4 protein-coding genes are annotated in these 14,883 nt (G+C 63.7%); all 4 read right to left on the bottom strand.

Going from position 1 to position 14,883, the window contains the following annotated elements; translation table 11 throughout:
* Positions 1-17 precede the first annotated feature (17 nt).
* The 4 genes from PJL15_RS16465 to PJL15_RS16450 all read right to left on the bottom strand — a co-directional run bounded on the left by PJL15_RS16465 (position 18) and on the right by PJL15_RS16450 (position 14,882).
* Positions 18-989 carry an AAA family ATPase gene (locus PJL15_RS16465; protein ID WP_281452220.1) on the bottom strand — a complete coding sequence of 324 codons (972 nt, stop codon included), beginning with the start codon at positions 987-989 and terminating at the stop codon, positions 18-20.
* A gap of 84 nt (positions 990-1,073) precedes the next feature.
* Complete coding sequence (locus tag PJL15_RS16460) at positions 1,074-7,169, bottom strand: Ig-like domain-containing protein (RefSeq protein ID WP_281452219.1); 6,096 nt, start codon at positions 7,167-7,169, stop codon at positions 1,074-1,076.
* A 250-nt stretch (positions 7,170-7,419) separates the two neighbouring features.
* Entirely contained in the window at positions 7,420-13,554 is a 6,135-nt protein-coding gene (locus tag PJL15_RS16455) for an Ig-like domain-containing protein (protein ID WP_281452218.1), read from the bottom strand.
* A 149-nt stretch (positions 13,555-13,703) separates the two neighbouring features.
* Positions 13,704-14,882, bottom strand: a complete 1,179-nt coding sequence (locus tag PJL15_RS16450; protein WP_281452217.1) for an adenylate/guanylate cyclase domain-containing protein — start codon at positions 14,880-14,882, stop codon at positions 13,704-13,706.
* Between the last annotated feature and the right edge of the window lies 1 nt (position 14,883).

Raw genomic sequence — 14,883 nt, 5'->3', positions numbered from 1 at the left:
ACTTAGGCGGTGTTGGCTTAGGCTGTGGCGCGTTGTTGCGGGGCAGCCACTTCGGACAGTACGCGCGAGAGTACGACCTCCGGCGTGGCGCCCGAGAACTCCGCCTCAGGATCCATCACCAAGCGGTGAGTCCACACCACGGGAGCGAGTTCCTTGACGTCGTCAGGCAACACGAAGTTTCGGCCCTGACCCGCTGCCCACACCTTGGCGGCACGGACCATCGCAAGCGCACCACGGACCGAAACACCAAGGCGGGTTTCGGAGGCATTGCGGGTTTCCTCGCACAAACGCGAGATGTACTCGAGCACCGCGGTGTCCACGTGGGTGGTGGCCGCAAGGTCCGCCATGTCGGCCACGGCCTGGGTGGTGATCAGGGCTGTCAGGTCCTTCGAACGGTCCTTCAGGTTTGCCCCACCAAGCAGCCGGACGGTCGAAGCGTGGTCCGGATAGCCAATGGAGGTCTTGATCAGGAAGCGGTCCAGCTGGGCTTCCGGAAGGCGGTAGGTACCGGCTTGCTCGATCGGGTTCTGGGTGGCCAGGACCATGAAGGGCCGGCCGGCCTCGTAGGTGGTGCCGTCCACGGTGACCCGGGACTCCTCCATGACTTCCAGCAGTGCCGACTGTGTCTTCGGGGAAGCACGGTTGATTTCGTCGGCCAGGACGATGTTGTTGAAGACCGGTCCCTTGTGGAACTCGAACTTCTGCGTCTTCTGGTCGTAGATGGTCACACCCGTGACGTCCGAGGGCAGGAGGTCGGGCGTGAACTGGATGCGGTTGTGGGAACCCTGCACCGTAGCGGCCAAGGCACGGGCCAATGAGGTCTTGCCCGTACCGGGTGCATCTTCAAAGAGGACGTGGCCCTCGGCCAGCATCGCAGTGAACGTCAGCCGGATGACGTGTTCCTTGCCCAGGACGGCTTGGCCCACGTTGGCAACGAGCTTCTCGAACGTTTCTGCAAACCACGCGGCCTGCTCGTTTGTCATGGTCATCGGTTGATCCTGTTCCTTGTGTTGGGTGTTGGGTGTTGGGTGTTGGGTGTTGGGATGAAGTTGTTTGGTGAGGGTGGCAGGAAACTAGCAGCTGCCGGGCTTCGTTCCGCGAAGATCCACAGTGGTGGACTTCACGAACCAGCCCGGGTGGCTGCCTTGAGTAACCCGGTACCAAGGTGTGCCGTTGTTGTAGATGTCCTTGGTGCAGTCGACGTTCAACCACCCTTCCGAGTTCGAAACCCAGCCAACGCCACAGCTTGGACCGCTCGGATTGTAGGTGTCTGTTTGTCCGGGCTTGCCTGGGCAGGTGTTGTTGTGGGCCCTGATCTCGCCTGCAGGCGGCTGCGGGGGTGGCGGCTCTGCACCACTGCGCGAGGTATCGCTTCCGACGCGACCCGCCTGCCCACCGCTGACGGCACGGACCTGCAAGGTGTGTGTTTCGCTGAACCCAACAGTCTTGGAGAAGCTGCGCTGGTCGGTGTTCTGCCAGCCGCCGCCGTCGAGGCTGTACTGGTAGCCGGTGACCGGCCGGCCGTTGCCGTTGGGGGCGCTCCAGGTCCACGACACTGTCTTGTCACCCACGCCACTGCTCTTGCTGCCATTGACTGTGGGAGCAAAGGCCAAACCGTAAGGATTGACAGTGTTCGAAGCCGCGCTCCTGTCACCCGGCGTCGGGTTGCGGCTGGAGATCGCCCACACCACCACGGCTGTGTCTGCACCGTTGGGTGCTGCCACCACGCCACCGCCGGCCGGGATGGCGCCGGTGCCGGCACCGGAGGTCAGCGCATAACGGTAACTGATCTCGTTGGCGTTGGCGCCGTTCCGTTCCGCCGCGGAGAGCGGGTTGAAAGCGACGCGGATCTTGCCGCCGTCGGCGTTGGTCTCTACGAGGGCCGCCGATGGCGCGCCCACTATTCCGGGCTTGCCTGCAGCACGGATGGCAGCGGACTGCTGGCTCACGCCGCTGACGCCTGCCTTGTTCGTGGCCGATACCGTGAACGAATAGTCGGCTTCGGAGTTGTCGACCGTCACGTTCTGGGAAGTCCCTGCTACCGCTTGCGAACCCACGACGGCGCCACCACGGTAAGTGGTCAACGTGTACGTAGACACGGCGTCGCCGTTGTTGTTCGGGGCCGCCCAGCTGACCTGCAACTGGCTCTGGCTTCCCACGGAGCCGGCGCCGGTTACCGACGGGGCGGCAGGCGTCGCGGGCACGCCCGCCGGAGTCTCCGCAGCAGAGTAGGTGCTCCATTCCGAAGGTTCCTTGGCATCATTGCGCGCCAAGACCCGGACCTTGTAGGCCACACCGTTCGTCAGCCCTGTCCAGACGTGGCTGTTGCCCGTCAGGTTCTGGATTTGGGGGTTCTGGCCTGCCGGTGCTGGCGAAATCTCCAGGTCGTAGGACTTGATGGGCGAGCCCTTGCTGGCCGGGGGAACCCACGCGACCGAGAGTTGCTTGTCGCCGAACTTCAGCGTCGGAGCCACCGGAGTGTCAGGTTTGACGTCCGGGCGGACCTCTGCGGAGACTGGCGACCGCTCGGACTCGTTGATGGCGTTGGTGGCCGTCACCGCGAAGTGGTATTTCACGTTGTTGGTCAGGCCCGTCAATGTACAGGTGTTCGCGGGGCAGTCCTGCTTAAAGCCGTTCTCCCCGTACACCGTGTACTTGGTGATGGGTGAGCCCCGGTCAGCGGGGGCGTTCCACGTCAGCAACGCCGTTTGGTCGCCAACACTCTGGGCGAGCGGCGTCGTGGGCGGCGCGGGCTTGTCCTTGACCGTCAAGCGGATGCGGGCTGTGGCATAGCGGGAAATTTCGCCGGTCTTGTCCTGCACCGTATAGGCAACAACCATGGTGCCGGTAAAGCCACCCGCAGGCGTGACAGTCACGCTGTCTCCCCCTGCCTCGGCCGTTCCCTGCCCTGTCTCCGTAACAGCTGAGACGATCTTCAACGGCGTATCCGGGAACGGATTCGAATCATTGGCCAGGACGTTGACCGTGACGGGCTTGCCGGACTGTGCATCCGGCTCGGCGTCGTCGTTGGCCACAGGCTTGGGGCGGTTGGATGCCGAGAGCGAGAGCTTGTACGTAGCAACGGCTTCCAGGCCGCGGCGGTCCTTGGCTTTCACCTGGACGGTGCCGGACTGGCCGATCTGCACGGAGTCATCGGCGGATACCTTGAGCGATTTTCCGTCCACCGAGACCTTGAAGCCACCCGTTGCAGCACCTGCGAGCTCGTACTTCATGTTCTGGACATCGTCCGAGTCAGGATCCGACGTCAGTTTCTCCAGATCCAGGCTCGTTGAGTCACCCTTGGGCACTTCAACGTCGCTGCCCAGCAGGACAGGCGGGTTGTTCTTGTTGGGATCCGGCAGCACTTTGGTCCGGATGCTCAACGTCGACTTCAATCCGTTGGGATCGTCCGGCCCCGTTCCGTCGGTAACTTCGAAGCTGATGGAGCCGGGCCCCACGTATTCGGCTCCAGCCGTGTACTTCAGGGCCGTGCCACCATTGGCCACCGGGTCGGCGCCGTCGGCACCGATGAGCTTGATCCGGTCGGTTTGGGTCAGCCGAGGTGAACGGCCGTCGCGGACCTTTACCCATTCGGCCAGGTCAACGGTGGCCGACTGGCCGGAAACCAGTTCAATGACCTCGTCCTTGGCGAGCGTCGGAACCTGCTGGCCGATGCCCGGAACCCAGATGATGGCCGTGGACTTTTGTCCGTCCACGTCCTCCACCGTGTACGGCACCAGCTGCGGCTGCTCGGTCAGCTCAATGATCACGTTGCCTTCGGGCCCCGGTCGCGCCGTGGTCACGTCTGTGCTGACCTTGAGGTTCTCCCCCACACCGTCGGGGTCTTCGTCGTTCTTGAGGACAGGAACGTCCACGGCGGTTTTCCCGAGGGTCTGGGCAGATGTCACGCGGTCGTCCCGGGCAATGGGTGCCTGCAGCGGAATGTCGTTCTTGACCACTACCCGGATGCTGGCCTGGCCCACGGCATCGCGGTCATCGGCCACGGAGTAGCGGACATTCACAGTACCTTCTGCTGCCGGCGCCGTCACGAGGATGCGGCCACTGGTCTTGCTGACGTGGGCGTCAAGGCCCGGATCGGCTTCGAGGCTGTCCGTCAGGATACGAATGATGTCACCGTCGGGATCGGTGTCATTGGCGGTGGCGTCAACCGCGATCTGGCGGCCGGGCCGGACCTTCACTTCGTCATCAACGGGCGCCGGTTTTTGGTTGTTGTCGCCTCGGGGCGCGACGCCGACCGTCACCGTCCCGGTGTTGACCGCACCCTGGCGGTCAATCACCTTGTAGCGGAAGCTGTCGGTTCCCGCACCGTCGCCCGCGGCGACGAAATCGATGAAGCTGCTGCCCGCCGTCGCGGTTCCCATGGTGGGTGTGCTGTCGATGCCGGTGAGCTGGACCGAATCGCCGTCGGGATCGATGCCATCGAGCGGGACCGGGATCCGGACGCTGCCGCCGGCCACCACGCGCGCCGTGAGGTTTTGGGGCTGGGGCCGCGAATTCTGGGTGCCTTCCAGGGGAAGGATGTGGATGGTCACGGCAGCAGCACTCTTTTGGCCCTGCGGATCGACGGCGTTGTAAATTGCCCGCACGGTTTTCGGAGTAGGTCCGGCGATGAAGCGCAGGGTCTTCTCGGAGATGAACGCCTTGCCGTCTTCCTCGGGAATGGTCTGCGCCAGGACTGGATCCACGGAGAGCTCTTCTCCCTGGGGATGCGTGTCGTTGTCCAGGACCGGGATGGTGACGACGTCGTTGACACGCACGTTCACTTCGTCCGGCTTGGGTTGGGGAGCTTCGACGACGGCGGGGGCCGGCACGGGTACGACGCCCACCGTTCCGGTCGCCGAGGAACGGCCGTTGGACATGGTGTAGCTGAAGACAAACGGGTCCTTGGCTCCGAGCACGTCCGTCACGCGCAGGACGCTGTGGTCAATCACGCTGACGGAGGCTGACGAGCCATCCGGAACTGTCACCGACTGCAGGACCAACACTCCGCCGGAGGGATCGGAGTCATTAGCCAATGGGTCAACCAGGACACTGCCTCCCACGGGAAGCAGTGCCACGTCATGGACGGCGACGGGAGCTCCGGCGTCCTTGCCGGATTCCACGTCTACGCGGATGAGCCCTTGGCTGCTCTGCGGTCCGTTGCTGGCGATGTACGTCAGGTAGATCGGCCCCGGCGTGGTGCTCCGGAACGTGAACGTCCCGCCATCAGTGACAGGTCCCAGATCAGCCGGACCGGCAGCCTCAACGTGGGCCACGCGCAGGGCACCTCCGTTGGGGTCCACGTCGTTCTTCAACGGTGCGATGACCAGGTCCTGCCCCACCACCGCTGTCACATGGTCGGCATTGACCACGGGAGCCAGGGCGCCCGGTGGCTGCACGTTGATTACGACACGGCCGGTGGTTGTGGCCCGGCCATCCCACACGGTGATGGTGACGTTCTTCTTGCCCGGCGCGGCGCCGGAGTCCTGGTAGGTCAGCAGCCCGTCCCGGCGGACCTTGACCTGGTCCTGGTCGTTGTCCGTCTTGGCGTCGAGCAAAACGAGGTCATCGCCGTCGGGGTCCATCCAATCGGTCAGGATGTTCTGACTGACGGACTTTCCCTGCTCCACCAGCATGGTGGTGGGCTCGCCACGTTTGAAGAACGGTGGTTTGTTCTCTTCGGGCCCCACCACGTGAAGGGTCACCTTGCCGCCTGCGGACAGGCTGCGGCCATCAGCGGCGTTGTAGTCGAAGACTTCCGTTCCCGGCTTGGCATCCGCCGGAACTTTGATCTGGAAAGCCGAACCACCGTAAATGTTTTCCAGCGCCCCCATTTTGGGACCGTTGGGGCCAACCGACGCGGTGAGGACGTCGCCGTCGGGGTCTGAATCATTGTCAAGGACGCTCAGGATGGAAGTGCGCCCCGGCCGGACACCGAACTCGTCCGGTTTGGTTTCCGGCGGTCGGTTTGGCTTGGTGCGGTCCGGGAGGACGTTGATGGTGTTGTTGTCCGCGGACTCCTGGTCCTGGTCATCGGACTGGTTCTTGGGTGGGACAACATCGTCCCAGTTGTTGACCAGCTGCATGTTCTGGTTGACCAGCCACACGCTGCCGGAGTTCACGTCGTTGAGGACCACGAGGTCGCGGTTTACGCGGAACACGTAGCTCGGAGAGGCGCTGGCCTTGGGGACGTCGTTCTTTTTATCGTCGGCGTCGTTCTCGCAATCGCGGACGTACTTGTTGGCTCCGGACCACGCAGCGTGGACACATTTGCCCACTTGCACGGGAGCGGCGGGCACGCCTTCACCACCGGCATCGACGGTCGCGGCTGTTGACCCGTCCAACGGCTGCTTCAGGAGGGCTTTGCGGGTAGCGATGGCCACATAGCTGCCCTCCTCGCTGGTCTGCTGGAGTTTGGCTTCGCGGGCGTCCTGCAACTGGAGCTTTCGGCCACCTGGCAGGAAGAGGTTCCCGGAGGCGGCGTCCAGGACTACCGGCTTGTCCCCCACCACGGAGATCTGCAGATCGCCGGCGCCCTTGAGGTCGTCCACATTGGTGACTTCCAAATTGGTCCGTTGGCCGTCCGCATCCACGGTGATAGCCGTGATCTCGCCCTTGCCGGGATCGGCTGTGTAGATGCGGTTATCCGCGCCGACCGCCGAGACAATGCCCTGGTCACCGGTCAGGACCGGTTCGGTCCCTTCCTCGTCGAAGCCGTTGACCGTGGACGGCGAAAGCGCCCACACCTTGCCGCGGGCAGGGTCCGTTACCGACAGGACCGTGGAACCATAGCTGACTTGCGACGACGACGGCAGCTGCTTATCGCCACCAAGCTTGAGGTTGGCGGCGGAGACCTGGTTGATGGTGGAGCCGGACTCGTCATCGACGAAGACGTTGCCGTCGTGCTGCAGGACATCGAACGTCGTGGTGGCAGGCGTCACGGCGCCATCCAACACCCGGGAAGGGTAGTTAAGCCGCCCGACGGCGTTCTTGGTCTTGCTCACAACCCACACGCCGCCGTCGTTCAAGTCCACCTCAGTGGTCTTGAACCCCGGGTACAGCACTGCACCCGCGATCAGCAAAGCGCCCGCCGCAGTCACAGCAGTGCCCGTGATGAGTCTCTTGTTTTGACGCTTTTTCAGCCCCAGCTTGCCGAAGAAAGTTGTCACAGCCCCAGAATTCCCTTTGTTTTCAGCCGCCCCCCAGAGGCTTCCAAGCCAGCCGGCAAGTGCCGGCAGCCGTACAATCCGCAGTGTCCCCGAACGGCGGCGGAATTTTCAGTCCCTAAGACTATCCCACGCGCCCCACGGCCAGCCAAGGAAACCCGGGAGCGGGCTATCCATTGGCTTTGACAGCCTAATGCCGTCAGGCCGTGGGAGGCGATGGGGACAACTTCCCTGCACTGCGATGCTGATGGCCTCAACATTGCGGGATCTGGTGGGGTCCGGGATCGCCCAGGGTGGTGTTGCCCTGAGCGATGAAGCGGCCTGCATTCGGGCCACTGGTCAGGCGGTACCAGGCAGCGTAGTTCAGGTACGGGGTGCTGCGGTTGACGTAGCAATTGACCGTGAACGGGCCGTTGGACTCGTACTGCCAGGGGGCGCCGTAGACCACGCCGTCGCACCGATGGTCTCCGGGCTTCGGATCCCAGGACGTCTGCCCCGAAGCCGCCGTGTCAGTGCACGTCCGGAAGCTGCCTGGAGGCAGAGTAGCGTCCCACGAGGTCTTCTGCGGACCGCTCTGGGCGCTGGCCGAGGCCACCCCTCCACCTTGGCCCACGGAGTTGAAGGTCTGGACCTCGATGGTGCGCGGTTGGTTGTAGCCGCCGGTATTAACAACCCTGCTGCCGGAGGCCGATTCGTTGATCCAGCCCGTGTCTGTTCCGCCACCAGTGATCCTGATCTTGGTCACCGCGACGTCGTTGCTGGCCGTGGAGGGCGAGGACCAGTTCAGGGTCAACGTGGTCTGGTTCTGGCCACCATTGGCACCCGATGCAGAAGGCGTGCCCGGCGAACCATACGGTGTGGTTGTAGCCGGTGCGCTGGCATCCGAGCTGGGGGCCACCGACGACACCGCGGTCACTGTGATTGATGTGGCTTGCCCATTGGTGAATCCACCCACCGTTTGTCCAGGAGTAATGGGGCCGGACTGGCCAGTGCTCGCGTTGTAACGGTAGCTGACTTCGCCCTGGGAGGATCCGTTGCGTTGCGCCGGAGTAAGCGCCGTAAAGTTGATGGTCACCTGTTTGCCGGCGCCGCCGGTGTTCGCCGGAGTTGCCGTGACGTTTCCAACCGTTCCGAGTTTGCCGGTGGCGCGGCGCGGAGCCGACGCAGCACTGACGCCGCCCTTTCCGGCTTTGTTCTCAGCCTGCACAGTGAACGTATAGCCCGCCTCGGAATTATTTGCCGTGAACGTTGCTGACCGCACGCTGCCAGGAACGGTCTGCGTTTGGGTAACCCCATCGCCACCGCTCATGGTGACGTAATAGGCCTTGATCGGATCACCATTGATGTCCGGTTCGGTCCAATCGGCCCGGATCTGGTTTTGCGTTCCCACGGACTGCACTACGGCAGTGGTGGGCGCTGCCGGGGCACCCGGAAGGCCCGCGGGGTTGTCCTCGATGGAGTACATTCCCCAATCCGAGGGACCGAGTTCATTGACCGCTTGGGCGCGCACCTTGTACTTCACGCCATTGGTGAGCCCCGGCCAGGTGTAAGTGAGCCCTGTGACCTCGTTTTTCACGGCAATACCGTTGGCCGGAGGCGGCGAGATCTCCAGGTTGTAGTGCTTAACCGGCGATCCCTCAGTCTTGGCAGGGGTCCACGTGATGGCCATGTTCTTGTCCCCGGCCTTGACCGTGGGCGCATCCGGCGGTGAGGGTTTCTCATCCGGCCGGATCTCGTTGGACGCCGCGGAGGCGGGCGAATCGCCTACCTCGTTCGTGGCGAACACGGTGAACACGTACTTCACGTTGTTGGTCAGCCCTGAAAGCGTGCAGGTGGTGGTCGGGCATGTTTGCTCGAACCCAGCCGCTTTCACGGTGTACTTGGTGATGGCTGCGCCATTATCCGACGGCGGTGTCCACTTGAGCACCGCCGTCCGGCTCCGGACATCCGTGGCGACGGGCGCTGACGGAGCATCCGGCTTGTCCCGCACGGTAATGCGGACGCGGCCAGTGGCTTGCCTGGAGGGGTCCTTGGTCTTGTCCAGCACGGTGTAGCGAACCACCATCACGCCCTTGAAGCCGTCCGCCGGGGTGACGCTGATCGACTCCCCGGAAACCGTCGGCTGACCTGCGGCAGAACCGGTCTCCACCGCTGCACTCTCAATGGTCAGCGGTGCGTCGCTGAAAGGGTTGAAGTCGTTGGCGAGGACGTTGATGGTTTCCGAGCGACCCGCGTTGGCTTTCTCTACGGCGTCGTCGTTCGCGACCGGGCGCGGCCTGTTCGAGGAGACAACGCTGGCGGTCACGGTGGCGCGAACGGCATCGGAGCGGCCGTCAGTGACCTTGAGCGGGAAGGAACCCACCGCTCCCGGATTGAGGGACAGATCAGGGGTGATCTTGAGGACGGTGCCCTCCACCTTTGCCTGGAAACCTGCGGGCTGCTGGCCGTCGAGTTCGAACTTCAGGTTCCCCTGGTCGCGCTCATCGACGTCTTTGGCCAGGTTGGCCAGCTCAACATCCGTACTCTCGCCCTTAGGCGCCTCCACTGATGCCCCGCTGAAGGTTGGCGGGTGGTTTGCGTTGGGGTCCGGGATCACCTTGGTGATAATCGTCAAGGTCGATTTCAGCCCTTGGGAGTCATCCGGGCCCGAACCATCGGTGACCTCGAAGGTGATGGACCCGGGACCCACATAATCGGCCTGTGCCGCATACCGCAGGGCATTGCCGTCACCGGAGATCACGTTGGTGGGGTCGCCGCCCTGTACCCGGATCTTGTCGGCCACGGTGATGCGGGCCTGGCGACCTTCCCGAACGCGGACATACTCCTGCAATGCCAGGGTGACGTCCTTGCCTGACATGACTTCCACCGGGTCCGTCTTGGCCAGGGTCGGGTACTGGAGGCCCTGGCCCGGAATCCACATCACGGCAGTGGCCGACTGACCATCCATATCAGTGACCGTGTACGGAATCAGCTGGTCCTGGGGAACAAGGGTCACCACAACATTGCCCGATGTGCCCACACGGGCGTTCGGATTTCCGTCCGGCAGCGTGATGGTGAGGTCTTCGGCGACGCCGTCGGGGTCGGAATCGTTCTTGAGTACCGGGACGTCGACGGCGGTCTTGCCCAGGGTCTCGGCGAGCGTAATGCGGTCGTCCACGGCAATCGGAACGTGGAGGGCCGCCGTCGGGCTTGTCTGGACCCTGACCACGGCGCTGGCTTCGGCCTTTTTGTCGTCCTGGATCCGGTAGCTGACTCTTTCGGTCCCGGCGGCGCCGGGGGCAGTCAGGAGGATCTTCCCGGAGGCTGCTTCAACCTGCAGCCCAGGGTTGGCCTCGAAGGAATTGACCAAGGCGATAGGGTCACCGTCCGGGTCCGAGTCGTTCTTGAGGGCGTCAACGGCAATGCGGCGTCCTGGCCGGACATCAATGGCATCGTCCACGGCAATCGGTTTTTGGTTGTTGGCCTCGGCGGGAGCGATACCGACGATCACGGTACCCGTGTTTTCGGCGCCAATGCGGTCCCGGACCCGGTAGCTGAACGTGTCCGTTCCGGCAGACTTTCCGCCGGCCGTGAACTCCATGTAGCCGTCCCGTATTACTGCGGTGCCCATGGCAGGTGCCTTGTCCACGCCGATGAGCTGGACGGAGTCGCCGTCGGCATCAATGCCATCCAACGGAACCGGGATCTTGACGGTCATGCCGGCAACTACCCGGGCCGTGAGGTTGCGTGGTTCCGGACGGGTGTTCGTGGCGTCGTCCCTGGCCCGGATACGGATGGTCACCTGCTGCGAGTCGGTTTGCCCCGAGGAGTTGCTGACCTTGTAGATCGCGTACACCGTTTTCGGAACCTCGCCCGCGATGAAGCGCAGGTAATTGCCCGCGATGAACATCCGCCCGTCCGCGGCATCCGGCTGCTGCGCCAGGACGGGATCGAGCTTCAACTCGCCGCCGTTGGGGTCGGAGTCGTTTTCAAGGACGGGGATGGTGACCACATCGCCAACCCGAACCGACACTTCGTCGGGCTTGGCCTGCGGTGCCTGGAGTTTGCTGGGGGCCGGAACCACCTGGACGGAGATGTCGCCGGTGGCCGAGGCTTTGCCGTTCGAAATCGTGTACTTCAGGGACAACTGCCCCGTCGCATGGATATCGGTGATCTTGACCACCGAATGGTCCAGGACCGCTACCGTGACCGGAAGTCCGTCGGCTGCGGTGACGGACTGGACAACCAGCACACCGCCCGCGGGATCCGAGTCGTTGCCCAGCACGTCCACCACAGTGCTGCCACCGCTGGGAAGGAGCGCAATGTCGCGGACCGCTACGGGCGCGCCGTCATTGCTTCCGGACACGACGTCGACGCGCACCAACTGCTGCGCACTCGCCGGGCCGTTGGTGACCATATAGGTGACGTAATGCGGGCCGACACTCGTGGAGTTGAACGTGAACGTCTGCTGGTCCGGGCCGATCACCGCGGTAGCTTGGTCGTCCGGCTGCGCTTGTGCCAGCCGAAGGGTGCCGCCCTGCGGGTCGGAGTCGTTCTTCAGCGGAGCTATTACGGTGTCCTGGCCGGCAACCGCCACCACGTGGTCGGCATTCGCGATAGGCGGCAGGGCTCCTGCGGCGCGGACATCGACGCTGATCCGCCCCTCGGTGCTCAAAGTGCCGTCCGATACCGTGACGGAGATCGTCTTCTTCCCCGGTCCGGCCCCCGAGTCCTGGAACGTCAGGAGCCCGTCCGGCCTGATCCTGACCTGGTCGGCGGGGTCGCTGCTGCTTGCTGCCACCGCAAAGAGGTCATCGCCGTCGGGGTCGATCCAATCGCTGAGGATGTACTGATTGGCGATCTTTCCGGATTGCACCACCAGGGCATTGTTCCTGTTGGCCTTCTGCTGCGGAGCTGCGTTCTCGCCCGGCGGAACAATCCTGAGGTCCACGTTCGTCGAGGCAGTTCCCCCGCGGCCATCATCTACTGAGTACTTGAACGTCTCCGTGCCGGACTGCTCGGCGGGAACGGAAATCTGGAAGCCCGTCCCTCCGTAGACAGGAGCCAGCGCCCCTGATTTGAGGACCTGGTCGGCTGAGACGGTCAGGACGTCGCCGTCGGAATCGGCATCGTTGTCCAGCACCGGCAGCAGGGTCGTCTTACCTGCCCGGACGCCAAAGGCGTCCGGTTTGGCCACCGGCGGAGTGTTTGGCTTGCTCCGGTCCGGAAGGACCGTTTGCTGGACCTCGTCCGCGGAGTCTTTGTCGGCGTCGTCCGATGTTTGCTGGGGCGGGATGACGTCGTCCCAGTTGTTGACCAGCTGCATGTTCTGGTTGACCATCCAGACGTTGCCGGAGTTGACGTCGTTCAGGACCACCAGATCACGGTTGACCCGGAAGACATACGACGGCGACGCACTCGCCTTGGGAACGTCGGCGCGGCGGTTGTCAGCCTCGTTGCCGCATTCGCGCAGGTACTTGTTGGCACCGGACCAGGCGGCGTAGGTGCAGGTGCCCAAGTGGACCGGCGCTGCGGGGACGCCTTGGCCGTCGGCCTGGATGGTCTTGGCCGTCCCGCCGTCCAGCGGCTGGAGCAGGAGGGCTTTGTTGGTGGCGATGGCAACGAAATCCGCAGCGGTCCCACTCTGTTGGAGCTTGGCATCGCGGGCGTCGTCCAGGTGCACGGTTGCTCCACCAGGCAGCACGATGTTTCCAGTGGCCTCGTTGAGGACAACTGCCTTGTCCCCCACAGCCGTCAGCTGGAGGTTTCCGGCTCCCTTCAAGGCGTCGTCTTTGCGGCTCTGGGATTCCACGGACTGGCCGTTCGCATCCACTTTGGTAGCCGTCAGGCTTCCAGTCTCCGGATCCAGGGTGTGGATGGTGTCATCGGTACCAACAACAGAGACGATGCCAGTGGACTGTTCCAGTATCGGCTCGGATTCGTCACTGAAGCCACCCACGGAGCCGGGCGTCAGTGCCCAGACTTTGCCTTTGGAGGCGTCGGTGACGGCAAGGACTTTGTTGCCAAAGCTGACAGCTGCAGAACCGGGAAGCTTCTGGTCGCCACCCAGGCGCATGTTGGCTGCGCTGACGGGGTTGATCGTGGCGCCATCGGCGTCGTCGATGAAAACATCGCTGGCCTGCTGCAGGATTTCGAAGTCCTTGCTGGCTGGGGTGACAGCACCGTCCAAGGACTTGGACGGATAGTTGAGCCTTCCGGCGGCACCCTTGGATTTACTGACCACCCAGACGCCGCCGTCGTTGAGGTCCACCTCCGTGGTCTTAAAACCCGGATAGAGAATGGCACCGGTTACCAGGACTGCCGCTGCGGCCGTAAAAGCGGTAGCGGTGAGGACCTTCCGCCGGCGAATCCTGGCACGGCGATTCCCGGACCCATCGGCAAGAGTCATCCATTTTCCCCACTTTTAGACAGCCCGTAGCCAACCCCGGACCATCACGACACAAACAACCCAAGAGTAACGGGTTAATCCATCGATTAGCCAAGACGGACGCAACATGGCCTTCCCGGCACGAAACAGTTCCGGGCGGAGCGGGCGTTTTAGTCCAGGACCAGGCCCTTGCCGCGGCCGCGCGCAAGCATGACCGGGTGGATCTCGCCGAAGCCGCGAACGTTCTCCGATTTCTGTGGCACGAGGACAAAGCGGTCGTCCTGGCCGAGGGCTGCCGCCGTCATGGCATCCACCAGCACCGTCCCCGGCTGGGCCAGCGTGGTCAGTCGCGCGGCCAGGTTCACGGTGGGTCCGTAAATATCGCCAAGTCTCGAAAGGATCCGCCCCCACACCATGGAGACGCGGCATTGGGGCAGGATCTCGTCCTCGGTAAAAGCCTGTGCCAGGGCGAGGGAGATTTCGGCTCCGGCCGCTGGCGTCTCGGCAATGTACAGGACTTCGTCGCCCACTGTCTTGACCAGGCGTCCACCACCCACGGAGATGATTTCGGCGCACTTGTTCTCGAACCGCTGCACCAGCTGGGCCAGCGTTTTCTCGTTCATCCGACGCGAGAGGCTGGTGTAGGAGACGAGGTCGGCAAAGCCAACGGCGCGTGCCAAGGGCAGCGGAGAGTCGTCTTCGTCGCCTTCGCGGCCTTCTTCGCTTGCCTGCAACCCTGCCTCGGCCCGGACGGCGAGCCGCTGGACGCCTGCATTGAGCTGGCGCCGATAGGAATACACCAGGATTTCTTCGAGGGAGTCCACCAGGGACGGTAAGCGGCCAACCAATTGCTTGCGGGCCACGGCGTCGGGAATGCCTTGCTCGGACACCATGTCTTCCACCAGGGCCTCGATCTGCCAGACCACCATGCGGTCAGTCATCTGCCCGATGGACCGGGTCACGGAGATTGCTGCTTCTTCGGTCAGGATCCCGGCGCGGACCAGGTCCAGGATGCTGGACAGCGCGGCCTGGTCCCGCTCGGTGAAGGCAACGTCCTCATCATTGAAGTTCGGGAAACCCAACGCACGCCACACCTTGCGCGCAGACAGAATGGACACGCCCGCGCCGGCGGCAACTTCACGACGCCGAAGCTTGCGTTCTCCGCCAAGGAGCTTCGATTCCAAGGCCTTGATGGCCAGGCGCTCCGCCGACATCACGCCGGTGGGCGGACCCGTGGGCACGGGAGTTTGCGCGGGTCCGGATTCGGTGTCGTCGTCCACTGAAGGTTCGGGTACGGCGTCGAACTCCTGGTCCAGGTCCCCGCCGGACTGCTGATCCTCAACGCTCATC

The sequence above is a fragment of the Paenarthrobacter nitroguajacolicus genome (assembly GCF_029952445.1).
In the GTDB taxonomy this organism is placed as follows: Bacteria; Actinomycetota; Actinomycetes; order Actinomycetales; family Micrococcaceae; genus Arthrobacter; species Arthrobacter nitroguajacolicus_B.
This window is presented reverse-complemented; position numbering and strand designations above follow the sequence as displayed.

Excerpts from the sequence above, each read along its gene's own strand:
- PJL15_RS16465 (WP_281452220.1), bottom strand. The coding sequence starts at position 989 with ATGACCATGACAAACGAGCAGGCCGCGTGGTTTGCAGAAACGTTCGAG.
- PJL15_RS16450 (WP_281452217.1), bottom strand. The coding sequence starts at position 14,882 with ATGAGCGTTGAGGATCAGCAGTCCGGCGGGGACCTGGACCAGGAGTTC.
- PJL15_RS16455 (WP_281452218.1), bottom strand. The coding sequence starts at position 13,554 with ATGACTCTTGCCGATGGGTCCGGGAATCGCCGTGCCAGGATTCGCCGG.